Annotated in this window: 22 protein-coding genes and 2 pseudogenes; 9 read left to right on the top strand and 15 right to left on the bottom strand. The window is 68.1% G+C overall.

The features are described 5' to 3' along the window. The 3 genes and pseudogenes from VGD93_RS13070 to msrA all read right to left on the bottom strand — a co-directional run. Nucleotides 1-235, bottom strand: a pseudogene (locus VGD93_RS13070) (SOS response-associated peptidase); the annotation flags it as partial. A gap of 42 nt (nucleotides 236-277) precedes the next feature. Then, on the bottom strand, nucleotides 278-694 hold the full coding sequence (locus tag VGD93_RS13075; RefSeq protein ID WP_395012595.1) for a VOC family protein: 417 nt from the start codon (nucleotides 692-694) through the stop codon (nucleotides 278-280). A gap of 81 nt (nucleotides 695-775) precedes the next feature. After that, complete coding sequence (msrA, locus tag VGD93_RS13080; protein WP_395012596.1) at nucleotides 776-1,300, bottom strand: peptide-methionine (S)-S-oxide reductase MsrA; 525 nt, start codon at nucleotides 1,298-1,300, stop codon at nucleotides 776-778. A gap of 131 nt (nucleotides 1,301-1,431) precedes the next feature. Here msrA and VGD93_RS13085 point away from each other — a divergent pair, with 131 nt between their 5' ends. Beyond that, nucleotides 1,432-1,689 carry a GlsB/YeaQ/YmgE family stress response membrane protein gene (locus VGD93_RS13085; RefSeq protein WP_395012597.1) on the top strand — a complete coding sequence of 86 codons (258 nt, stop codon included), beginning with the start codon at nucleotides 1,432-1,434 and terminating at the stop codon, nucleotides 1,687-1,689. A gap of 22 nt (nucleotides 1,690-1,711) precedes the next feature. Beyond that, entirely contained in the window at nucleotides 1,712-2,230 is a 519-nt protein-coding gene (locus tag VGD93_RS13090; protein ID WP_395012598.1) for a YidB family protein, read from the top strand. A gap of 7 nt (nucleotides 2,231-2,237) precedes the next feature. Here the strand turns inward: VGD93_RS13090 and VGD93_RS13095 are convergent, their stop codons facing one another. After that, a complete protein-coding gene (locus VGD93_RS13095) occupies nucleotides 2,238-2,945 on the bottom strand; it encodes a gamma-glutamylcyclotransferase (protein ID WP_395012599.1) in 708 nt (235 codons plus the stop codon). 188 nt (nucleotides 2,946-3,133) lie between these two features. Here VGD93_RS13095 and VGD93_RS13100 point away from each other — a divergent pair, with 188 nt between their 5' ends. After that, nucleotides 3,134-3,877, top strand: coding sequence for a glycosyltransferase family 2 protein (locus VGD93_RS13100; RefSeq protein WP_395012600.1), 744 nt, complete (start codon nucleotides 3,134-3,136; stop codon nucleotides 3,875-3,877). Between the two features lie 90 nt (nucleotides 3,878-3,967). Here VGD93_RS13100 and VGD93_RS13105 read toward each other — a convergent pair whose 3' ends face one another. After that, nucleotides 3,968-4,201: a DUF1127 domain-containing protein gene (locus VGD93_RS13105; protein WP_395012601.1), complete on the bottom strand. Its 234-nt coding sequence runs from the start codon at nucleotides 4,199-4,201 to the stop codon at nucleotides 3,968-3,970. Nucleotides 4,202-4,416: 215 nt separating this feature from the next. Here VGD93_RS13105 and VGD93_RS13110 point away from each other — a divergent pair, with 215 nt between their 5' ends. Together VGD93_RS13110 and VGD93_RS13115 are read left to right on the top strand one after the other, a co-directional pair. Continuing rightward, on the top strand, nucleotides 4,417-5,769 hold the full coding sequence (locus VGD93_RS13110; protein WP_395012602.1) for an MFS transporter: 1,353 nt from the start codon (nucleotides 4,417-4,419) through the stop codon (nucleotides 5,767-5,769). A 113-nt stretch (nucleotides 5,770-5,882) separates the two neighbouring features. Continuing rightward, the gene (locus VGD93_RS13115) at nucleotides 5,883-7,094 is read left to right on the top strand and encodes a lytic murein transglycosylase (RefSeq protein ID WP_395012603.1); all 1,212 of its coding nucleotides are present in this window, start codon (nucleotides 5,883-5,885) and stop codon (nucleotides 7,092-7,094) included. Nucleotides 7,095-7,147: 53 nt separating this feature from the next. Here VGD93_RS13115 and VGD93_RS13120 read toward each other — a convergent pair whose 3' ends face one another. Both VGD93_RS13120 and VGD93_RS13125 read right to left on the bottom strand, forming a co-directional pair. Beyond that, nucleotides 7,148-7,354: a hypothetical protein gene (locus VGD93_RS13120; protein WP_395012604.1), complete on the bottom strand. Its 207-nt coding sequence runs from the start codon at nucleotides 7,352-7,354 to the stop codon at nucleotides 7,148-7,150. Nucleotides 7,355-7,622: 268 nt separating this feature from the next. Next, nucleotides 7,623-7,988: a c-type cytochrome domain-containing protein gene (locus VGD93_RS13125; protein WP_395012605.1), complete on the bottom strand. Its 366-nt coding sequence runs from the start codon at nucleotides 7,986-7,988 to the stop codon at nucleotides 7,623-7,625. A 209-nt stretch (nucleotides 7,989-8,197) separates the two neighbouring features. Between VGD93_RS13125 and VGD93_RS13130 the strand changes: the two genes are divergently transcribed. Next, nucleotides 8,198-8,776 carry a hypothetical protein gene (locus VGD93_RS13130; RefSeq protein ID WP_395012606.1) on the top strand — a complete coding sequence of 193 codons (579 nt, stop codon included), beginning with the start codon at nucleotides 8,198-8,200 and terminating at the stop codon, nucleotides 8,774-8,776. Between the two features lie 513 nt (nucleotides 8,777-9,289). Here the strand turns inward: VGD93_RS13130 and VGD93_RS13135 are convergent. The 3 genes from VGD93_RS13135 to VGD93_RS13145 are packed head-to-tail and all read right to left on the bottom strand — an operon-like array spanning nucleotide 9,290 to nucleotide 13,490. Beyond that, nucleotides 9,290-9,544, bottom strand: coding sequence for a DUF2442 domain-containing protein (locus VGD93_RS13135; RefSeq protein WP_395012607.1), 255 nt, complete (start codon nucleotides 9,542-9,544; stop codon nucleotides 9,290-9,292). Beyond that, nucleotides 9,525-9,773 (bottom strand): DUF4160 domain-containing protein, encoded by a 249-nt coding sequence (locus VGD93_RS13140; protein WP_395012608.1) that lies wholly within the window; start codon nucleotides 9,771-9,773, stop codon nucleotides 9,525-9,527. The genes VGD93_RS13135 and VGD93_RS13140 overlap by 20 nt, the downstream gene beginning before the upstream one ends. Before the next feature lie 3 nt (nucleotides 9,774-9,776). Continuing rightward, nucleotides 9,777-13,490 (bottom strand): vitamin B12-dependent ribonucleotide reductase, encoded by a 3,714-nt coding sequence (locus VGD93_RS13145; RefSeq protein WP_395012609.1) that lies wholly within the window; start codon nucleotides 13,488-13,490, stop codon nucleotides 9,777-9,779. Nucleotides 13,491-14,159: 669 nt separating this feature from the next. Between VGD93_RS13145 and VGD93_RS13150 the strand changes: the two genes are divergently transcribed. Beyond that, a complete protein-coding gene (locus VGD93_RS13150; protein ID WP_395012610.1) occupies nucleotides 14,160-14,561 on the top strand; it encodes an NADH:ubiquinone oxidoreductase subunit NDUFA12 in 402 nt (133 codons plus the stop codon). A gap of 20 nt (nucleotides 14,562-14,581) precedes the next feature. After that, the gene (locus VGD93_RS13155; protein ID WP_395012611.1) at nucleotides 14,582-15,019 is read left to right on the top strand and encodes a DUF2155 domain-containing protein; all 438 of its coding nucleotides are present in this window, start codon (nucleotides 14,582-14,584) and stop codon (nucleotides 15,017-15,019) included. 7 nt (nucleotides 15,020-15,026) lie between these two features. Here the strand turns inward: VGD93_RS13155 and aat are convergent, their stop codons facing one another. The 4 genes from aat to VGD93_RS13175 all read right to left on the bottom strand — a co-directional run bounded on the left by aat (nucleotide 15,027) and on the right by VGD93_RS13175 (nucleotide 18,737). Then, entirely contained in the window at nucleotides 15,027-15,683 is a 657-nt protein-coding gene (gene aat / locus VGD93_RS13160; RefSeq protein WP_395012612.1) for a leucyl/phenylalanyl-tRNA--protein transferase, read from the bottom strand. Between the two features lie 78 nt (nucleotides 15,684-15,761). Further along, entirely contained in the window at nucleotides 15,762-17,108 is a 1,347-nt protein-coding gene (gene accC / locus VGD93_RS13165; protein ID WP_395012613.1) for an acetyl-CoA carboxylase biotin carboxylase subunit, read from the bottom strand. Nucleotides 17,109-17,117: 9 nt separating this feature from the next. Further along, the gene (gene accB, locus VGD93_RS13170) at nucleotides 17,118-17,609 is read right to left on the bottom strand and encodes an acetyl-CoA carboxylase biotin carboxyl carrier protein (protein ID WP_395012614.1); all 492 of its coding nucleotides are present in this window, start codon (nucleotides 17,607-17,609) and stop codon (nucleotides 17,118-17,120) included. A gap of 204 nt (nucleotides 17,610-17,813) precedes the next feature. Next, nucleotides 17,814-18,737, bottom strand: coding sequence for a DsbA family protein (locus VGD93_RS13175; RefSeq protein WP_395012615.1), 924 nt, complete (start codon nucleotides 18,735-18,737; stop codon nucleotides 17,814-17,816). A gap of 162 nt (nucleotides 18,738-18,899) precedes the next feature. On the opposite strand from VGD93_RS13175, the gene VGD93_RS13180 reads away from it, so the two are divergent. Continuing rightward, nucleotides 18,900-20,051 carry a pyridoxal phosphate-dependent aminotransferase gene (locus VGD93_RS13180; protein ID WP_395012616.1) on the top strand — a complete coding sequence of 384 codons (1,152 nt, stop codon included), beginning with the start codon at nucleotides 18,900-18,902 and terminating at the stop codon, nucleotides 20,049-20,051. Between the two features lie 60 nt (nucleotides 20,052-20,111). Here VGD93_RS13180 and VGD93_RS13185 read toward each other — a convergent pair. Next, a pseudogene (locus VGD93_RS13185) lies at nucleotides 20,112-20,790 on the bottom strand (ribonuclease E/G); the annotation flags it as partial.

Consider the following 20,790-nt stretch of genomic DNA (forward strand, 5'->3'; position numbering starts at 1 on the left):
GGATGTTGAAAGTCGGCGGCGCGCCGGGGCGCGGCGGCGGGTGACCGAAGCGCATCTGCACGAGTTCGACGCCGTTGCCGGCGATCCGCAGTACCGGCCCGATGTCGCCCACGCGGATGTCATCCGCCCGCGGGAGGTCCCGTGCCGATTCGGACGAAGGCGGGCTGAGCTCGAGCGCACGGATGGCGGCGGCGTACTGGGCGTAGGCGACGTGCTGTTCGTAATCGTTGCACATATCAGCCCGGGGCGGCGCGCGCCGTCGAAACGCCTGCGGAGGCTAGTGGCCCGAGCCGGCGATGTTGACCATCCAGCTCACGCCGAAGCGGTCGGTGAGCATGCCGAAAGTGTCGCCCCATGGGGCCTTGGCCAGGGGCCAGCCGATGCTCGCGCCCTCGGATAGCTTGTCCCAGTAGCCGCGCAACTCGGCCTCGTCGTCGCCGCTGAGGGAGACCGAGTAGTTGCTGCCGGTCGTGTACGGCCTGCCCTTGGGGGTGTCTGCCCCCATGAGCACGAAGCCGTTCGGGCTGGTGAGCATGGCGTGCATGATCTTGGCGCCCTCGGCAGGATCCTGGCTCGCCTCGAATTCGGCAAAGGTGCTCAGGGTCAGCTCGCCACCGAAGACCGAGCGGTAGAACTCCATGGCCTGCCGGGCATTGTCGCGAAAGCCGAGATAGGGATTGAGACGGGTGGGCATGGCGAAGGCCTCCTCGTGCGCATGGCGGACGGGCCGCGCCCGCCGCGGTGATGGCGGCGCCAGGCGCCGCCGGATGGGGTGCTATTCGGCAGCGACGCCGGGCTGGGTGCGTTTGGGCAGTACCCAGTCGGGGCGGACCCAGTGGCAGGTATAGCCGCCCGGATGCTTGATCAGGTAGTCCTGATGCTCCGGCTCGGCCTCCCAGAAGGGGCCGGCGGGGGCGATCTCTGTCACCACCTTGCCCGGCCACAGGCCGGAGGCATCGACATCGGCGATGGTGTCCTCGGCGATGCGCCGCTGCTCGTCGGAGGTGTAGAAGATCGCCGAGCGGTAGCTTGTGCCGACATCGTTGCCCTGCCGGTTCTTCGTGGTCGGATCGTGGATCTGGAAGAAGAACTCGAGCAGGCGGCGGAAGCTGGTCTGTGCGGGATCGAAGATGATTTCCACCGCTTCGGCATGGGTGCCGTGGTTGCGGTAGGTGGCATCGGGCACATCCCCGCCGGAATAGCCGACGCGGGTCGAGATCACCCCCGGCTGGCGCCGGATCAGGTCCTGCGCCCCCCAGAAGCACCCGCCCGCAAGGATAGCGCGTTCGGTCGAAGCCATGGTCGTCCTCCGATGTGGGGTGAGGTTGCACCCAGATATAGGCTGTCGATGACCAATTTGCCATGGGGGCAGGCGGAACCGCGTGGCCCTGCCGGCCGTTCCTGCGGCACGGAACATGCTGGAGGGCAATCATGGGCATCGTATGGACGCTTATCATCGGCTTCGTCGCCGGGGCCGTGGCCAAGTTCATCATGACCGGCCGGAGCGGCGCCTCCGACTGGCTGTGGACGACGATCCTCGGCGTCATCGGCGCCTTCGTCGCCTCCTATCTCGGGCAGGCGCTCGGCTGGTACCAGCCGGGGGAGGGCGCCGGGCTGATCGGCGCGGTGGTCGGCGCCGTGATCGTGCTGTTCGTGTGGGGGATGCTGACCAAGAGCCGCCGCGCGTGAGCGGCAACAACGGGAGGAGACGATGGCGGACAACCGGGGCATGCCCTCGATGCTGGCCCTGCTGGGCCTGCTGGCCTTCGCTGGATATCAGAACCGCGACAAGATCGGCGACGTCCTCAAGAAGGCCGCCGGCGGCGACCATCCCGGCGAGCCGCCGGGCGAGGACAAGACCGGGCTCGAGCGGCTGCTGTGGGACCTGGGCGACGCGATCGGCGGCCGCGGCGGGCAAGGCGGTACCCTTTCGGGCGGGCTGGGCGACCTTATCGACCGTTTCCGCCAGTCCGGCCAGGGCGAGGTCGCCGACTCCTGGGTGCAGACCGGCCCGAGCCGTGGCCTGACCCCCGACCAGGTGGAGGCCGCCGTCGGCGCGGCCAATATTGCCGAACTGGCAAAGCGGACAGGCCTTTCGCATGGCGAACTCCTGGAGCGCCTCGCGACCCGGATTCCGCAGGGCGTCGACGAACTGACGCCGGAGGGGCACCTGCCGGCGGACGACGACGAGATGTTGCGCAAGGCCGGCGTCCGCCCGCCACCGGCCTAGGCAGCGCCTACGCCGCGCGAGTCAAGTGCAGGCGCCTGATCTCCTCGGCCACCAGAGCCTGGAGCATCCACAGATTGCGGTCGCGGATGCCGTGCTCTTCGAGCTTGCATACCGTGTTGTAGAGGTATTGGGCGCAGCTGCCCCAATGGCCGGCAGCACGGGCAACGGTCGCTGCCACGGCGGGCAGGGGCAGGCGCCCCGCATAGGCGGGGCCGCGCGGTGAGGCGACGAAGGCCAGTGCCCGTATCGGCCCCCGCGGCGTTGCCACCTGAATCCAGCGCGGCACGTTGGTCGCGGGGTTGCCGTCGGTCTCGCGCAGCAGCAGGCGCGTGACCTGCCCGTGATGATCGGCGTCGGGCAGGCGGTAGACCACGCCGGCGCAGGAACCGCCGCGATCGAGCGCCATCATCAGCCCTGGCACTTCGCGGGTGCCGCGCCAGCGCGTCAGCCGCATGCAGAAGCGCCGGTGCCAGCCGGGCGCCGTCGCCGGCACGTGCTCGACGTGCTCGACCTCGGGCTTCCAGATCAGCGAGCCGTAGGCGAACAGCCACAGCGGCGCCGGCCTGTGTGCGTCCAGCAGGCGCGCTGCGAGGCCGCGCAACTCGTCCTCGGTGGGATCGGGAATGCCCGGCAGCGGGCCTGGATCGGGTTCGGTCCGCTCGACGAGGGCGACAAGCTCCTCGGTCAGGGCCATCGGGAGGCGCGCGTGCGGCATCAGGATGTCTCCTGCCAGTCACGCCCCCCGGCGATCAACTCGTTATTGCGCCGCTGCAGCACCGGTGCAAGTGGACTCGTGATGCGGATTTGGGCACAAGCGGCAGCACGTTTGTAAGTTTGTGCCATTTCTGCAAAAGCAGGAAGCGGAGCACGCACCGACCCAATGCCCAGCGCCCGGGAGCCGCAATGAGACTCGCCTTCGTCATCCCCGCCTATAACGAGGAACTGCTGATCGGCAGGTGCCTCGGCTCCGTACTCGAGGAAATCGACCGCTGCGGGCGCGGCGCCGATATCGACGTCGTGGTCGTCGACAATGCCTCCACCGACCGCACCGCGGAGATCGCCCGCGGCTTTGCCGGCGTGCGCGTGGTGCACGAGCCGCACAAGGGCATCGTCCACGCCCGCAATGCGGGCTTCGAGGCGACCGACGCCGAACTCGTCGCCAATATCGACGCGGACACCATGGTGCCGCCCGGCTGGCTCGACATCGTCTTTGCCGAATTCGAGGCCGATCGGGAGCTTGCCGCACTGAGCGGGCCGTTCCGCTACTACGATCTCAGCCGGTTCCAGCAGGTGTTCGTGGCGTTGTTCTACGCCCTGATCTGGCTCGTCTACCTGCTCAATCGCTTCGTGCTGCGCATCGGCTCGGTCGTGCAGGGGGGCAATTTCGTATTCCGGCGCGAGGCGTGGACGCGGGCTGGCGGCTACGACCGTTCCATCGCGTTTTACGGCGAGGACGCCGATATTGCCGTGCGCCTCGCGCGCGTGGGCAAGGTCAAGTGGACCTTCCGGCTGAAGATGCTGAGTTCGGGGCGGCGCCTGGCGAACGAGGGAATGCTCATGACCGGCTTCCGCTACGCCCTCAATTTCCTGTCGGTGACGCTGCGAGGCCGCCCGGCGACGAAGGACTATACCGACATCCGGCCATAGGCAGGGAGCCGGGGGCGAAGCGGGATACAGCGGTGTCATCGCAAGCTCCTTGGGCAGCGGGCGGAAACGGGGCGGCGCGTGGCGCCGCGCTCAACGCAGGTTGTTGAGCAGCAGCGCCATGTTGAGGCCGTAGTCGGGGCCGCGGATTGCTTCGGGATCGACGCCGAGGTCACGCAGGGCGTAGTCGGGCAGGCGGGCCAGGTCGTGACGGCGGCGGCGCCGGGCCAGGTAGGGCGCGGCGAAGGCAGCGACGCGGTCGCGCGTGCGCCCGGGGCGGGCATGCCCGACAAGCGGGTGGCGCAGGGGCAGGTCGAGGGTGGTCATTGGCGGGAACTCCCGTGCTTGGCTGGTTGTGGGTGGCGGCTTCTTCCACTCCAGCGTGGGAGCGAGCGTGTGAACGGGCGTCGGAACGACGCCGCGGGCCGCTCACACGGGCGGGCGCTCCCCGGCCTTAAATCCTTGCGGAAGTCGTGCCATAAGGTCCGGCGCGCCGCCGGCGCCGGAGGGGCGGGCAGGCAGCTACACGTGGAGACGTTCCCATGAACGCCATCTTCTACCAGCTCCTCGGCAACAACCTCGTCGCCAACATCACCAACTTCACTGTCTGGTTCGCGGTGACGTTCTGGGTGTTCCTCGAAACCCACTCGGTGTTCGCGACCGGAATGATCGCCGGCATCTACCTGGTGTTCACGGCAGGCCTCGGCTTCTGGTTCGGCAGCCTCGTCGACCATTACCCCAAGACCCGGGCCATGGCCGGATCAAGCGTCGTGTCGCTGCTACTCTACGGCGCCGGGCTCGGGCTCCATGCCCTCGCTCCCGAAGGCAGTTTTGCGCGCGTCGACAGCGCCTGGCTATGGGCGTTCGTGCTCATCGTCATGCTCGGCGTCATCGTCGGCAACATCCGTTCGATCGCCCTGCCGACGCTGGTCACCGTGCTCATTGCCGAGGACAGCCGCGACCGGGCCAACGGGCTGGTCGGAATGGTGACGGGCATCGGTTTCCTCACCACCTCGGTGATCTCCGGCTTCCTGGTCGCCTATGCCGGCATGGCGGGAGTGATGGTGTTCGCCCTCGGGCTCACCGTGCCGGTGCTGGCCCATATCGCCCTGCTCAAGGTGGACGAGTCGCCGGGTGCGGCGGCCCCGCCGCCGGCGGAATCCACCGCGCCGCGGCGGGTCGACATCAGCGGCACGATCGCCGTCATTGCCGCGGTGCCGGGCCTGTTCGCGCTCATCTTCTTCGCCACCTTCAACAACTTCCTGGGCGGGGTCTTCATGGCGCTGCTCGACGCCTACGGGCTGTCGCTGGTTTCGGTCGAGGCCTGGGGGCTGCTGTTCGGCCTGCTGTCGACGTCCTTCATCGCCAGCGGCCTCCTGATCGCCCGCACCGGGCTCGGCCGCAACCCGCTGCGCACGCTGCTCGTGGTCAATGCCCTCGCCTGGGCGGTATGCTGCGTGTTCACCATCCAGCCCTCGATCTGGCTGCTGGCAGCGGGCTGCTTCGTGTGGATCTTCCTCGCCCCCTATGCCGAGGCGGCCGAGCAGACGACGCTGCAGAAGGTGGTGCCGCTCGAGCGGCAGGGTCGCGTGTTCGGCTTCGCGCAGTCGGTCGAGCAGGCGGCTGCGCCGCTCACGGCCTTCCTGATCGGGCCGCTCACCCAGTTCCTGGTCATCCCGTTCATGACCACGGGGGCGGGCGCGCGCACGATCGGGCCCTGGTTCGGCACCGGGCCCGACCGCGGCATCGCGCTGGTGTTCACGCTGGCGGGCGTCGTCGGCCTCATCGTCACCATCCTCGCGCTCAACTCGCGCTACTACCGCGACCTGTCGGCAGCCTATGCGCGGGCGCCAGCGGCGGGGGAGGTGGCCGGGCAGGGCGCCGCGGGTCGTTAGCGAAGACTTAATGCTTTGCCATAGAATCGATGCATCCGGCTGCTTGGTTCGCGGGGGCTGAACCGGCAGTGCTGCCGCGCCCGCCGGGCCGGCTCGAGTGTATGAGGCGTTTCATGTTCCGCGTATCCCCTCGCACGTCCCCCTCGCGTCGCTCCTTTCTTGTGGGAAGCGCCGCGCTGCTGCTGTCCGCCGGCGTGGCGCCGGCCCTTGCCCGCAGCCCGCAGGATTTCGTCGCCGGGCTGTGGCCCGCGGCCAAGGCGCGCGGCGTGTCGCGCCGCGCCTTCGACGCGGCGCTCGGCGATTTCACGCCGCTGCCCAAGGTCATGGACCTGACCCGCAAGCAGCCCGAATTCACCAGCACCGTGGCCGACTACATCGGCAAGCGGGTGACCGACGGCCAGGCCGCCAAGGGCCGGGCCAACCGCGGCGAGTGGACGAAGACGCTGGCCGCGGTCGAGGCGCGCTACGGGGTGCAGGCCGAGGTGCTGCTCGCCATCTGGGGGATCGAGACCAATTTCGGCGGCTTCATGGGCGGCACCAACACGGTGCATGCGCTGGCGACGCTGACCCATGGCGGCTATCGCGCCGACTATTTCGGCGGCGAACTGCTGACGGCGCTGAGGATCATCACCGACGGGCACATCTCCCCGCGCGAGATGGTGGGCTCGTGGGCCGGAGCCATGGGCCACCCGCAGTTCATGCCCTCGAGCTTCACGCGCTACGCCGTCGATTTCCGCGGCGAGGGGCGCGCCGACATCTGGAATTCGGTGCCCGATTCGCTGGCCTCGACCGCCAACTATCTGAAGTCGCACGGCTGGCGGGCGGGGGAGACCTGGGGCTACGAGATCGCGCTGCCACAGGGCTTCGACTATGCCCATGTCTGGGCCGGGATGCGGGCGAGCCTCGGCGACTGGCAGGCGGCCGGCATCGTGCGTGCCTCGGGCCGGCCGTTCCCGCGCCCGGGTGACGTGGCGCGGCTCTATCTGCCGATGGGTGGACACGGCCCCGCCTTCGCGGCGCTCGCCAATTTCGACGTCATCAAGCGCTACAACAATTCCGACAGCTATGCACTGGCGGTGGGGCACCTGGCCGACCGCATCCTCGGGGCAGGCGGGTTCGCCGCGCCGTGGCCGAACGATACGGCGCTCAACGCCGACGAGCGCCGGCGCGTGCAGGAGCGTCTGCTCGCCCGCGGCTACCAGATCGGCACGGCGGACGGGGTGATCGGCCCGAAGACGCGCGCCGCCGTGATGCAGTTCCAGGCCAGGGCGGGGCTGCTGCCCGACGGCCACGTCTCCGGGCGGCTGCTGGCGGCGCTGGGATAGCGTGGCGTCGGCCCGACGCGGACGCTGCCGCGGCGGGCCGGATCGGGGTCGGGCTAGAGGGCGGCGCCGTCGAGCCGGCGGATCAGCGTCTGCCGGTCCTCGGGCGAGCGCAGCCGGATGGTCATGGTTTCCGTCCTGATCGGGGTCTCGGGCGGCAGCTTGAAGGGCACGTCCGCGGCGTGCTGGCTGGCCCAGTCGGTGAAGCGACGCAGCTTGTTGCCGCCGCTGATCGGGAAGGTGAAGCTGTACTTGTAGGTCATTTCGTATCCCATGGCAGAGTCCGCCGGCCCGTGGAGCCCGCGCGGGGCGCGGCGGCTCGCGCCGGGGCGGCGTGAGGAAAGATCGGGGTTGCTTGGAGCTTTATCCTGGCGCGGCGCTTGCTGTCGCAGGTCGCCGCACCAGGCCATCAGCCTGCGAGCAGGCTGCCCTTGCGGATGGGATCGACGGTAAGGGTAATCGACGACATGGCCGGCATCCTCGCCATTGGGGCGGCTTTGTCAACCGGGGGGGCGGCCCGCTCCGGCCCGGTCAGTTGCTTTCGGCGAGGCCCGCGTCGATCCACCGCCGGATCAGCTCGATTTGCTCCGCCGGCAGGGGGTAGCTGAGGAACGGCATGCGCGGCAGGCTCTCACCGCGCAGGCGCCGGACCAGTTCGCTGCGGTCGGCGTCGCCGGGGAGCAGCACCGGGCCGTTGGTGCTTCCGGCCAGCGCGCCCTCGTAGGAATCGAGGCGCAAGCCGTGCGCCGCGCCCTGCGCCGCGTGGCACATGACGCAGTGCTCGACGAAGATGCCGGCGACGTCCGACCAGTCCGGGGGAGTGCCTTGTCCAGCGCCCGCAGCGGGCGCCGCGAAGGCGAGGAGGGAGGAAAGCAGCAGGAGGAACCTCAGGCTCATGCAGGGCACCGCGGGTTCGAGCATTGGTCCATTGTGGCAGGCCGCATGCGGTAACGATAGCGCCCGCCGTGTCCGGCAGGAAGTGTGTTCGGCCCGGCGACAAAGGGTCGGGAGAGGCTATACTTGTCGTTACTGCATTTCAGATCGTGTTATGCTTGCCACGGCCACTGCGGACATTCCGCTCGCGGTGTCGTCCCTGGGAGGAAGAAGTGAAAGCACTTGCTGTTCTCGCGCTGATGGCTGCGTGTGCCCCGGCCACCCTGTCCGCCGCCGAGGTCGACCTCGACCAACTGCGCGACATCGTCTCGAAATACAAGGATATCAACGTGGCGCTGGCGGACGGCTACATCACGCCCGACAACCATTGCGTTTCGGCCGCCGGGGAAGGGCTGCCGCCCGAGCTCGGCGCCATGGGCATCCACTATATCCACCCCGCCCTGCTCGAGGTCACGGCGACTGAGCCGCGGGTCGACGGCAAAGGGACGCATACCGACTGGATGCGGCCGTCCATCCTGATCTACGAACCACAGGCCGACGGCTCGCTCGAGCTGGTCGCGGTCGAGAACCTCGTGTTCGAGGCGGCATGGAACGCGGCGGGGAAGAGCGAGCAACTGGTCCTCAACGGCCGCTCCTGGGACCACATGGCCGACGACGCGGCGACGCCGGGCGACGAGGCGCACGGCTTCACGCCGCATTACGACCAGCACGTCTGGCTGTTCCGCGAGAACCCGATGGGGGTGCTGATGCCGTTCAACCCCAACGTGACCTGCGAGCACGCCAGCCACTGAGCTGGGGCGGGGCTGGGGGGCTGGGGGCGGTGCCGCGCCCGTTGCCGCCCCCTCCACCACGCTTCGCGTGGTCCCCCTCCCCCGCGCGGAGCGCGGGAGAGGATGCCCGACTGCCGACCTCCCAGTCAGGCATCCTCCACCGCGAAGCGGGGGAGGGGGACCGGCGCTAGCCGGTGGAGGGGGCGGTAGCATCCCCAGCGACGGAGCCGTCATCCCTCGGGGGCGCGGAGCGCAACCCGAGGACCCAGTGGGAGGGGCGGGAGGGGGACGGTTGCGCCACCGACGTGGCGCGAAGTCTGGGTCCTCGCGACCGATCCTCGGGTCAAGCCCGAGGACGAGGATGACGTTCCGTGGGGGGCGCAAGGAGAGAGGGCCGCTACGCCTCACCTACTGGCCCGGAATGCTCGGGTCACCGCCGAGGGTGGGGTGCCGGGCGAGGCGCATATGCATCGGGACCTCGGCTCCTTACGCACACCTGCGCCTTGGCGCGAGATGTGCTGGTCGCCCACCGCGTCACGCCGGCGTGCGCACCGCCGAACGCAGAGTCATGTCGCGGCGTCCCATGAGCAGGCCCTCGATGGAGACATCCTCGTCGAGTTCTTCCCAATGGAGCCCGAAAGGACTGATCTCCACCGCCTGCCGCTGCGCGGGGCTTGCCTGCTGCAGCCGGGGAAACCAGGCGAGCGGCGCGCCGATCGTGCGCCCGTCGTCGAGGTCCACCCACAAATGATCTTCGTCGAAACGAACGTCAGTCGCCGAAGTGCTCATTCCACGCTCTCTCAATTTCGGCCCGATACTCTCGGACCATCGCAAGAATAGCACTCTGCTCCCTGGCGTTGAAGCCGAGGCTTTGCGCGATCGCGGGTTCCGGCTTGAGCCGGACCTTTGCTTCTGCGCCTGCCTTGCGCACGTGTACGTGCACCGGCTCGCGCGGATCTCCCTCGTTGGAGTAGAAGAAGACCCGGTACCCGCCGCGCCGGAAGACGAGAGGGCTCACCCCTCAGCTGCACCCCGTCGTGCTTCCGCACGTGTCGCACTTCAAACACGTGCCGTTCCGTACCATCGTGAAGTTGTGGCACTCTGTGCACTGGTCGCCGGTGTAGCCTTTCATCTGCGCTTCGGCGCGCAGCTGGCCGGCGTCCTTGGCCGTGGGCGGGGAGGGGATGGGCTCGAGTTCGGCCTGGTTGAGCGCCGTGGCCGCCGGCTCGGCCTTGAGCGCGGTCGAGGACTTGAGGGCTGCCAAAGTCGTCGACTGCAGCGCCGCCACGGGGCCCGGCGTCAGCGCGTCGCGGGCGACCAGCATGAGGTTCTGGTTCTTGACGCGCCCGCGCGTCATGCCGCGGCTGACGAACTGCGTCGCCGAGACCGGGGGCGGGGCGGAGGCCGGCTCGCGGATCGCCTTGTCCTCGGCCACGCCCTTGCCGATGGTGGTGGAGGCGGCGTCGGGCGTGACGTGCGCGAGGTCGGTGCGGTCGAGATAGGAGATGGCGAGCTCGCGGAACACGTAGTCGAGGATCGACGTCGCGTTCTTGATCGAGTCGTTGCCCACGACCATGCCGGCCGGCTCGAAGCGGGTGAAGGTGAAGGCCTCGACATATTCGTCGAGCGGCACGCCGTATTGCAGGCCGAGCGAAATGGCGATGGCGAAATTGTTCATCATGGCGCGGAAGGCGGCGCCTTCCTTGTGCATGTCGATGAAGATCTCGCCCAGCCGCCCGTCGTCGAACTCGCCGGTGCGCAGATAGACCTTGTGACCGCCGACGATCGCCTTCTGGGTATAGCCCTTGCGCCGGTTGGGCAGCCGCTCGCGCTCGTGCACGAATTTCTCGACGATGCGCTCGACGATCTTTTCGGCCACGGCCGGGACGCGCTCGGCGACCGGGAGCGCGGCCAGGGCTTCGGCGGCGTCCTCGTCCTCCTCGTCCTCGTCGGCGAGGAGCGAGGCGTTGAGCGGCTGGCTCAGCTTGGAGCCGTCGCGGTAGAGGGCGTTGGCCTTGAGCGCCAGCCGCCAGCTCAGCATGTAGGCCTCTTTGGCGTCCTCGACGGTGGCGTCGTTGGGCATGTTGATGGTCTTGGAGATGGCGCCCGAAATGAAGGGCTGCGCCGCCGCCATCATCAGGATGTGGCTCTCGATGGAGAGGTAGCGCTTGCCGATCTTGCCGCACGGGCTGGCGCAATCGAACACCGGCAGGTGCTCGGGCTTGAGGTGGGGCGCGCCCTCGAGCGTCATGGCGCCGCACACGTGGATGTTGGCGGCGTCGATGTCCTTCTTCGAGTAGCCGAGGAAGGCGAGCAGGTCGAAGGCAGGATCGGCCAGTTGCGCGTCGGTGACGCCCAGCGACTTGAGGAAATCGGCGCCCAGCGTCCACTGGTTGAAGATGAACTTGACGTCGAAGGCGGCGGCGGCGGCCTTGTTGAGCGCCTCGATGCGATCGGCGGGGAAGCCCTTCTGTGCCAGCGTCGCGGGATTGATGGCCGGGGCCTGGTTGAGGTTGCCGTGGCCGACCGCATAGGCCTCGATCTCGGCGATCTGGGATTCCGAATAGCCGAGCGTGCGCAGCGCCGGCGGCACGGCCCGGTTGATGATCTTGAAGTAGCCGCCACCGGCGAGCTTCTTGTACTTGACCAGCGCGAAATCGGGCTCGATGCCGGTGGTGTCGCAATCCATGACCAGCCCGATGGTGCCGGTGGGGGCAATCACCGAGACCTGGGCGTTGCGGTAGCCGTGCTTCTCGCCCAGTGCGAGAGCTTCGTCCCATACCGCCTTGGCACGGGCCGACAGTTCGGCGTCGTGCAGTGACGCGTGGTCGAGCGCGACGGGGTTGATCGACAGGCTTTCGTAGGCGCCGTCGGTCTCGCCATATGCGGCCCGGCGGTGGTTGCGAATGACGCGCAGCATGTGGCCGGCGTTGCGCTTGTAGTCCTTGAACGGGCCGAGTTCACTGGCCATGCGGGCCGAGGTGGCGTAGGCCGTGCCGGTCATCACCGCGGTGATGGCACCAGCGATGGCGCGCCCCGCGGCGGAATCGTAGGGGATGCCCGAGGTCATCAGCAGCCCGCCGATATTGGCGTAGCCGAGCCCGAGGGTACGGTATTCGAAGCTGCGCTCGGCGATGGCGCGCGAGGGGAACTGCGCCATCATAACCGACACCTCGAGCACGATCGTCCACAGCCGGCAGGTGTGCTCGAAGCCGGCGACGTCGAAGCTGCCGTCGGCATTGCGGTAGGGCAGCAGGTTGATCGAGGCGAGGTTGCAGGCGGTGTCGTCGAGGAACATGTATTCCGAGCACGGGTTGCTCGCGACGATCGGGCCGGCCTCGGGGCAGGTGTGCCACTCGTTGATGGTGGTGTGGTACTGGATGCCCGGATCGGCCGAGGCCCAGGCGGCGTAGCCGATCTGCTCCCACAGTTCGCGCGCCTTGAGCGTCCTCGTTACCTTGCCCGAGATGCGGCCCTTGAGCTGCCAGTCCCCGTCGGTCTCCACCGCCTTGAGGAAGTCGTCGGTGACGCGCACGGAGTTGTTGGAGTTCTGGCCGGAGACGGTGAGGTAGGCCTCGGAGTCCCAGTCGGTGTTGAAGACCGGGAACTCGAGGTCGGTGTAGCCCTGGCGGGCGAACTGGATGACGCGCTGGATGTAGTTCTCGGACACCAGCGCCTTCTTGGCGGCGCGCACCTCGCGCTTCAGGGCCGGGTTCTTCTGCACGTCGAAGCAGTCGTCGCCATTGCCTTCGCAGTTCACCGCGGCGCGCATGATCGCCTTGAGGTGCCGGCTGACGATCTTCGAGCCGGTGACGAGGGCGGCGACCTTCTGCTCCTCCTTCACCTTCCAGTTGATGTATTCCTCGATGTCGGGATGGTCGATGTCGATGACCACCATCTTGGCGGCGCGGCGCGTCGTGCCGCCCGACTTGATGGCGCCGGCGGCGCGGTCGCCGATCTTCAAGAAGCTCATCAGGCCGGAGGACTTGCCGCCGCCGGAGAGCCGCTCGCCCTCGCCGCGCAGCTTGGAGAAATTGGTGCCGGTGCCGGAGCCGTACTTGAACAGGCGCGCCTCGCGCACCCACAGGTCCATGATGCCGTTCTCGTTGACGAGATCGTCATTGACCGACTGGATGAAGCAGGCGTGCGGCTGCGGGTGCTCGTAGGCCGACCTGGACTGCACCAGCTTGCCGGTGAACGGATCGACGTAGAAATGGCCCTGGCCGGGGCCGTCGATGCCGTAGGCCCAGAACAGGCCGGTGTTGAACCATTGCGGCGAGTTGGGCGCGACCCGCTGGGTGGCGAGCATGAAGCACAGTTCGTCGAAGAAGGCGCGCGCATCCGCCTCGCTGTCGAAATACTTGCCCTTCCAGCCCCAGTAGGTCCAGGTGCCGGCCAGCCGGTTGAAGACCTGGCGGCTGTCGGTCTCGGAGCCGTAGCGCTCGGCCTCGGGGAGCTTGGCGAGCGCCTTCTCGTCGGGAACGGAGCGCCACAGCCAGGAGGGCACGTCGTTTTCCTCGACGCGCTTCAGGACCCTGGCAACGCCGGCCTTGCGGAAATATTTCTGCGCGATGATGTCGGCCGCGACCTGGCTCCAGGAAGCGGGGACCTCGATGCCGTCGAGCTTGAACACGACCGAGCCGTCGGGGTTGCGAATCTCGCTGGTCGTCGAACGGAACTCGATGCCGGCGTACGCGCTTGCATTGGCCTTGGTGTATCTGCGTTCGATGCGCATGCTCTATAGATTCCCCAAATGACGCGGACGCAATAGCGCCGCTGCCGCAATCACGGCTTCGTTCCCAGAAGTCTGACGCTTCCAACCTTGAGGATCCGGTTTGCCTCCGGACCCTCGGAATTGCCCCGGCCCCGGTCCCGGACCGGTCTGCTGCCGGCCTTTCTCCGAGGGCGTGCCGCCTCGCCCGATGGGGCGATGCAACTCTGAAAACCTCTCGCCTTTTGCCGAGTCGGTCAATCGGGCCGGATCGCGGAAAGGGGCTATCCCTAGTGAGGAAGCGGCCGTCCGACGCCAAATATAGTATATCACATGTGAATTGCGGGGAAAACTCGCAAGTCCGATTCGAGGCGGCCGGCAGCATTTTTCGCGCTCGCGGCACCGGCCGCGAGGGAGGTGGCGGCCCTCACACCCGCGCGAAATCCGCCTTTCCCGGGTCGACCTCGCGTGACACTTGAAATGAACTTCTGGCGCCAGCGCCGGCAGCCCAGAAGGCGGCCTCGCGCCCAAAGCCTGTCAAGCGCATTATTTCGGGTGCCATTTTTGCGGCCGGACCGGCGCCCGCCGCAGCGCCGCGGTGCGCCGATTTCGCGCTAGGCGCCCGCGGGGGAAGGTGCTAGAGGCTAGCGCACGGTGCGGGCGCTTCCGGTCCGCGCAGAACGGGCATAGCGCATGAAAGACTTCCTGATCGAAATCTTCGCCTGGTGGCGTGGCAACACCTGGGGAACGCGCCTGTGGACGGCGCTCAACGGCGTCTTCGTGGGAACCGACGAGTTCGGCAACCGCTACTATCGCTCGCGAAAGATCGGGGCCAACGGCCGGGAACGGCGGATGGTGATCTATGCCGGCGGCCTTGCGGAGGCCTCGACGATCCCGGCGGGCTGGCATGGCTGGATGCACTACCGCACCGACGTGCCGCCGACCGAGGAAGGCTACGTACCGCGCAGCTGGGAAAAGCCGCACCGGCCGAACCTGACGGGCACGGCGGCCGCCTACCGGCCGCGCGGCAGCCTGCTGGCCGAGGGCGAGCGCCCGCGCGTCACCGGGGACTACGACGCCTGGTCGCCCGAATAGTACGGCCGTTCACTTTTCCGATGCAGTCGCTGCGCCAGACGGCACTGTGGCTTGCGGCAATGGCCCTGTGCACCGCTGCCGGGCCCGCCGCCGCCGAGACCATCGCCAATCCGGTGGCGGCGTTCTCCGGCCTCGACAAGATCACCGGCCGCATCACCAATTTCGATGTCTATATCGACGAGACCGTGCAGTTCGGCGCGCTGCAGATCACGCCGCGCGTCTGCTACTCGCGGCCGCCGACGGAGTCGCAGCGCACCTCGGTGTTCCTCGAGGTCGACCAGGTCAGCCTCAAGGGCACGGTTACCCGCATCTTCACCGGCTGGATGTTCGCCGACAGCCCGGCGCTGCACGCCATCGACCACGCCGTCTATGACATCTGGCTGATCGACTGCAAGCAGACGACGGACGTGCCCCCGCCGGCCGCCACGAGCCCGGCGCCAGCCGACAGCAGGGGCTAATCGCCCCTCAACCGGTCGCCGGCGGACCTTTCCGACCGTGTTCGAGGGCGAAGAAATCGCCCTCGGTGGCGAGGGCCTCCGCGAGGCGCGCCTCGTAGTCTTCGCGGGCGATTTCGATGCCGCCGAAGCTGCGCAGATGGTCGGTCACGAACTGGGTGTCCAGCAGCCGGTAGCCGCCGGCGCGCAGGCGTTCGACGAGGTGCGCCAAAGCGATCTTGCTGGCGTCGGTGCGGCGATGGAACATGCTCTCGCCGAAGAAGGCGGCGCCGAGGGAAAGGCCGTAGAGGCCCCCGACGAGATCGTTGCCGTCCCAGACTTCCACGGTATGGCAGACGCCCCGCTCGAACAACTGGCCATAGAGCCTGCGGATAGTGCCGTTGATCCAGGTCGCCTCCCGGTCGACGCCGGCGGTGGCGCAGGCCTCGATCGTGGCTTCGAAATCGGTATCGACCAGAATCGAGAAATTATGGTGCTTCAGCCGCTTGCGCAGGCTTCTTGAGACGTGGAACGCCTCCAGCGGGAGGATGCCGCGGTGCTGCGGGCTCACCCAGAACAGGTCCGGCGAGCCGGCGTCCTCTGCCATGGGAAAAATACCGGCCTGGTAGGCCCGGATAATGAGTTCGGGCGTCAGGTCGAGGGCAAACGGATCGCTCTTGCGGGACATGGCTGGAATATGGGCCGCCCGCGGAGGCGAGACAACCGCCAAACGGGCGGCAGGACGCCGCGCCGCAGGGGCCGCGCGTCAGGCCTTGCTCTCGCGCAAGTATTTCTCGAGCCAGTGGATGTCGTAGTTTCCGGCGATGATGTCGGGTTCCTTGAGCAGCCGCTGGAACAGGGGAAGCGTCGTCTTGACGCCGTCGACGACGAACTCGTCGACGGCCCGACGCAGCCGCTGCAGGCATTCGGTGCGGGTGCGGCCGTGAACGATGAGCTTGCCGATCAGGCTGTCGTAGTAGGGGGGGATCGTGTAGCCCTGATAGACGGCGCTGTCGACGCGGATGCCGACACCCCCGGCCGGATGGTAGAAGCTGATCTTGCCGGGTGAAGGGGCGAAGGTCTGCGGGTCCTCGGCATTGATGCGCACCTCGATGGCATGGCCGAAGAACGTCATGTTCTCCTGCTTGAGCGACAGCTCCTCGCCGGCCGCCACCAGGATCTGCTCGTAGACGATGTCTGTCCCGGTGATGCGCTCGGTGACCGGATGCTCCACCTGCAGGCGGGTGTTCATCTCGATGAAGTAGAAGTTCCCGTCTTCGTACAGGAACTCGACGGTGCCGGCGCCCGCATATTTGAGCTTGCGCATGGCGGCGGCGCAGATCTCGCCGATCTCGAGCTGCTGCTGCATCGGCACTGTGGGAGCGCTGGCCTCCTCCCAGACCTTCTGATGCCGCCGTTGCAGCGAGCAGTCGCGCGTGCCCAGGTGGACGGCATTGCCGCGGCCATCGCCCATCACCTGGACTTCGATGTGGCGCGGCTTGGCCAGGTATTTCTCGATATAGACGGAGTCGTTGCCAAAGGCGGCCTTTGCTTCCGTCCGTGCGGTGGACAGGGCGATGGCCATCTCCTCGTCGTCGTAGGCCACCTTCATGCCGCGCCCGCCGCCGCCGGCGGTGGCCTTGACCAGCACCGGATAACCGATCTCGTGCGCCAGCGAGCGGGCGTCCTCGACGGTCTTCACCTCGCCTTCCGAGCCGGGCACGACCGGGATGCCGAGTTCGACGGCCGTCTTCTTGGCGCTGATCTTGTCGCCCATGATCTCGATGTGGCGGGCGGACGGGCCGATGAAGGTGACCTTGTGTTCCTCGAGGATGCGGGCAAACCGCGCATTCTCGGAGAGGAAGCCGTAACCGGGATGGACCGCGTCGGCCTGGGTGATCTCGCAGGCGGCCAGGATCGAGGGGATGTTGAGGTAGCTGTCGCGCGCGGCGTTGGGGCCGATGCACACGCTTTCGTCGGCGAGACGGACATGCATGGCGTTGGAGTCGGCCACCGAGTGCACGGCGACGGTCTGGATGCCAAGCTCCTTGCAGGCCCTGAGGATACGAAGCGCGATCTCGCCCCGGTTGGCGATGAGGACCTTGTTGAACATGGCTTCGGCTTACTCGATGACGACGAGGGGCTGGCCGTATTCGACCGGCTGGGTATCTTCGACCACGATGCGCGTGACCGTGCCGGAGCGGTGCGCCGGTATCTGGTTCATGGTCTTCATGGCCTCGATGATGAGGACGGTCTGGCCTTCCGAGACGCGGGCGCCGACGGTGACGAAAGGCGGCTTGCCCGGTTCGGGCGCCAGGTAGGCCGTGCCGACCATGGGCGAGGTCAGCGTGCCGGGATTGGTCGCAAGATCGTCGGCCGGCAGCGAGATGTTGTTGGCGGCACCGGTCGGCGCGGCCGGCGCCTGGGCGGCCGGGGCAGGGTGGGGCGCTGCCGCCGGCACGGCGATCTGCTGCACGGGAGCGGCGTAGGAGCGCGTCACCCGCACCCGCAGGTCATCGCGCTCGATTTCGATCTCGGCAAGGTTCTGCTCGTTGAGCAGTTCGGCGATGGAACGGATGAGGTCCTGGTCGGACTGGGAAGACGCCTTGGTCATGTGTGCCTCTTATAGTTATTTGGCCAGCGCGTGCAGGGCCAGGCCGTACTCCGGGCCCCGGGCCCGCAGATGTCACCCGTCGCCACTGGGGGAGATCTGCCATGGCACGTGCCTTCTGCACCGGGGTAAATCCCCGGCGCAAGCCCGACTATACGAAATGCACGAAAAAGGCAAAGAAAGCCGCTGCCCTGCGGCGGCCGGCGCCTATGTTCCCGAGGCAAGCGTGGCGTCGCAGGTGGGCTTGCCGCAGGCGCGCATGTTGGCAATGCGCAGACGCAGTTCCTCGAGCCCGATGGCGCCCGGGATGATCTCGTCGCCAATGATGAACGTGGGGGTCCCCGAGACGTTGAGGGCCCTAGCCAGCTGATGGTTGCGCGCAAGCACCTCGCTCACTGCGGGCGTGTCCATCTGCAGGCGCAGCTCGACGGGGTTGAGCCCCAGCTTCTGTGCCGCCGCGAGGGCGGCCTCGCCGGTGACCTGGCCGCGGCCGGTGAACAACTGCTCGTGGAAATCCCAATAGTCGACTTCGGCCTGTGCCACCAGCACGCCGACCCGGGCCGCCTGCTCGGACTCCGGCGAAAGGATGGGGAATTCCTTGAGGATGATCCTGAGATTGGGGTCTTCGGCAAGCAGCGTCGCCACGTCGGGCAGCGACGAGCGGCAATAGCCGCAATTGTAGTCGAACATCTCCACCAGGGTGACATCGCCATCCGGGTTGCCGAGCACGACGTTGCCCGGATCATCGTAGATCTGCGCCTGCAGGGCGTTGAGCGCGTCGCGCGCGCGCGCGGCCTCGGCGGCACGAACCTCGGCCCTGAGGGCATCGGACACACGCTGCAGGATGGACGGGTTCTCGAGCAGGTAGCTTTCGATCATCGGGTTGAGCGTCGCCGGATCGAGCTTCTGCCCCGAATGCGGCGGGGTGTCGCCTTCGGCCAGGATGTCGGCCACGATCGTGCGGATCGCCGAGACGTCCGCGGGGTGCGCCGGCGCGGCAAGCGCATCGTCGACGATGGCCCGGACCGCCGCCTCGTCGAGGCCGGCATTGGAGGGGCGAATGAGCGCATAGGACAGGCCCGCGCCCAACAACAGGACGGTCGCGGCGAGAGCAATCGTGAGGCGCGGCATCGAAGACTCCGTGGGCAGGCTGGCCAAGATGCCACCCTATAGGCCGGATCGGGGCCGCAGCGTAAGCCGGATGAACGCCGCATCATCAAATCTAGTTGAGCCGCGCGCCGCTTCGGGCTAGCGCTTCGCGGCGAAGCAGACGGCAGAAAGCGGAGCGCGCGGGTGAGCGACAGCGGATCGACGGTCGGGTTGCGGCCGTTCCATGCCATGGAAATCCTCGGCCTCGCCAAGGCACTCGAGGCCGAAGGGCGCGACATCTGCCACCTCGAAGTCGGCGAGCCGAGCGCGCCGCCAGCCCCGAAAGTGCTGGAGGCCGTCGCCGCGGCGCTGCCCGACCCGCAGAAATACACCCATGCCAAGGGACAGATCGAACTGCGCGAGGCGCTGACGCAGTATTATCGCGAGCAGCACGGCGTCGAGGTCGAGCCAAACGACATCATGGTGACCATGGGCTCGTCGTCAGGCTTCATCCTCGCCTTCCTCGGCGCGTTCCAGCGCGGCGCGCGGATCGCGGTGACGCGCCCCGGCTACCCGGCCTACCTCAATGCCATCAACGCGCTGGGCCTGCATGCGGTGGAAATCCCGCTCAGCGCCGCACGGGGCTGGCGGTTGAGCAGTGCCGACATCGAGGCGGCCTACGCCCGCGAGCCGTTCGAGGGGCTGCTGTTCGCCTCGCCCGCCAATCCCACTGGGGCGGCGGTCGACCGCGCCGGGCTGACGGGCATCGTGGCCACCTGCCGGCGGCTGGGCGTGCAGCTGATTTCGGATGAAATCTACCATGGCCTCGATTTCCGCGGCCCCTCGGTGAGCGCGCTGGAAGAGAGCCGGGATGTCATCGTCATCAACAGCTTCTCGAAATACTATTGCATGACCGGCTGGCGCATCGGCTGGATGGTGCTGCCGCCCGCGCTGGTGCGCCGCGTCGAGATGCTGCAGCAAAACCTGTTCATTTCGGCGCCGACGCTGAGCCAGATCGCCGGGCGCGTGGCACTCGGCGAGCGCGCCTATGGCGAAGCGCAGAAGGCCCGCTACGCGGAGAACCGCGCGGTGCTGACCGCCGGCCTCGCCGCGCTCGGTTTCGGCGTCGGGGGGGAGCCCGACGGGGCCTTCTATGCCTATGCCGACGTCGGCCGGTTCACCAATGACGCCCTGGCGTTCTGCCGGGACATGCTGGAACGGGCAGGGGTGGCGGCAACTCCCGGCGTCGACTTCGACCGGAGTGGGGGTGAGCGCTTCGTGCGCTTTTCCTACGCCGGATCGCGGCAAACGCTGGAGCAGGCGCTGGAGCGGATGGAGCGCTTCCTGCCCCGATAGGGCCCGAAAACAGCTGCGGCGGCCCGAGGGCCGCCGCGTCCGTCTGCACTCAAGGCGAAATCAGCTGCCGAAGAAGCCGCGCTGCCACCAGCCGGCTTTCTTCGGCTTGGCCTCCTCCTCGCCGGCTTCGGCGGGCGCGGAGGTGGAGCTGACGACGATCTCGTCGGGCGGCAGTGCCTTCTTCTGCCTGCGGGACGGGGAGGGCGCAGGCTCCGCCGCGGCGATTTCGGCCTCCGGCGCCGGCTCAGGCTCAGGCGCCGGAGCAGGCTCGGGGGCGGCTTCTGCAACCGGCGCCGCCTTGGGCTTGCGGGTCCGCTTCGGCTTGGCGGCCACCACTTCCTCCACCTCCTCGGCGGCGGCGGCAGCTTCTGGCGCCGCGTCCTGGGCTGCAGATTCGGCATCGGCCGACTTGCGGGTGCGCCGGGCACGCTTGGGCTTCTCGGCCGGCGCTTCGACCTCGGGTTCGGGCGTCGCTTCGACCACTGCGGGCACTGGTTCCGCGACAGCCACGGCCTTTGGTAGCGGGGCGGCCTCCTCGGCCTCCTCCGCAAGTTCGTCGCCGACCGCGGCCGCCGACGCATCGCCGTTGGCCTCGATCCGCTCGGTCACGTCCTCGCCCGGGCGGCGGTTGCGGCGCCCACCGCGGCGGCCGCGACGGCGGCGCTTGCGCGGTTCCTCGCCGTCTTCATGGTGCTCCCCGGCCTCATGGACCTCTTCGGCACCCCCTTCGCCTTCGGCT

The sequence above is a fragment of the Devosia sp. genome, from assembly GCF_036406155.1.
Classification (GTDB): domain Bacteria; phylum Pseudomonadota; class Alphaproteobacteria; order Rhizobiales; family Devosiaceae; genus Devosia_A.

What these genes read in the sequence shown, in the direction of transcription:
- accC (WP_395012613.1), bottom strand. Translation starts at nt 17,108, where the DNA reads ATGTTCAACAAGGTCCTCATCGCCAACCGGGGCGAGATCGCGCTTCGT.
- msrA (WP_395012596.1), bottom strand. Translation starts at nt 1,300, where the DNA reads ATGGCTTCGACCGAACGCGCTATCCTTGCGGGCGGGTGCTTCTGGGGG.
- VGD93_RS13135 (WP_395012607.1), bottom strand. Translation starts at nt 9,544, where the DNA reads ATGAGCACTTCGGCGACTGACGTTCGTTTCGACGAAGATCATTTGTGG.
- VGD93_RS13075 (WP_395012595.1), bottom strand. Translation starts at nt 694, where the DNA reads ATGCCCACCCGTCTCAATCCCTATCTCGGCTTTCGCGACAATGCCCGG.
- VGD93_RS13125 (WP_395012605.1), bottom strand. Translation starts at nt 7,988, where the DNA reads ATGAGCCTGAGGTTCCTCCTGCTGCTTTCCTCCCTCCTCGCCTTCGCG.
- VGD93_RS13145 (WP_395012609.1), bottom strand. Translation starts at nt 13,490, where the DNA reads ATGCGCATCGAACGCAGATACACCAAGGCCAATGCAAGCGCGTACGCC.
- aat (WP_395012612.1), bottom strand. Translation starts at nt 15,683, where the DNA reads ATGTCCCGCAAGAGCGATCCGTTTGCCCTCGACCTGACGCCCGAACTC.
- VGD93_RS13090 (WP_395012598.1), top strand. Translation starts at nt 1,712, where the DNA reads ATGGCGGACAACCGGGGCATGCCCTCGATGCTGGCCCTGCTGGGCCTG.
- VGD93_RS13150 (WP_395012610.1), top strand. Translation starts at nt 14,160, where the DNA reads ATGAAAGACTTCCTGATCGAAATCTTCGCCTGGTGGCGTGGCAACACC.
- VGD93_RS13095 (WP_395012599.1), bottom strand. Translation starts at nt 2,945, where the DNA reads ATGCCGCACGCGCGCCTCCCGATGGCCCTGACCGAGGAGCTTGTCGCC.
- VGD93_RS13085 (WP_395012597.1), top strand. Translation starts at nt 1,432, where the DNA reads ATGGGCATCGTATGGACGCTTATCATCGGCTTCGTCGCCGGGGCCGTG.
- VGD93_RS13120 (WP_395012604.1), bottom strand. Translation starts at nt 7,354, where the DNA reads ATGACCTACAAGTACAGCTTCACCTTCCCGATCAGCGGCGGCAACAAG.
- VGD93_RS13155 (WP_395012611.1), top strand. Translation starts at nt 14,582, where the DNA reads ATGCAGTCGCTGCGCCAGACGGCACTGTGGCTTGCGGCAATGGCCCTG.
- VGD93_RS13115 (WP_395012603.1), top strand. Translation starts at nt 5,883, where the DNA reads ATGTTCCGCGTATCCCCTCGCACGTCCCCCTCGCGTCGCTCCTTTCTT.
- VGD93_RS13175 (WP_395012615.1), bottom strand. Translation starts at nt 18,737, where the DNA reads ATGCCGCGCCTCACGATTGCTCTCGCCGCGACCGTCCTGTTGTTGGGC.
- VGD93_RS13100 (WP_395012600.1), top strand. Translation starts at nt 3,134, where the DNA reads ATGAGACTCGCCTTCGTCATCCCCGCCTATAACGAGGAACTGCTGATC.
- accB (WP_395012614.1), bottom strand. Translation starts at nt 17,609, where the DNA reads ATGACCAAGGCGTCTTCCCAGTCCGACCAGGACCTCATCCGTTCCATC.
- VGD93_RS13105 (WP_395012601.1), bottom strand. Translation starts at nt 4,201, where the DNA reads ATGACCACCCTCGACCTGCCCCTGCGCCACCCGCTTGTCGGGCATGCC.
- VGD93_RS13110 (WP_395012602.1), top strand. Translation starts at nt 4,417, where the DNA reads ATGAACGCCATCTTCTACCAGCTCCTCGGCAACAACCTCGTCGCCAAC.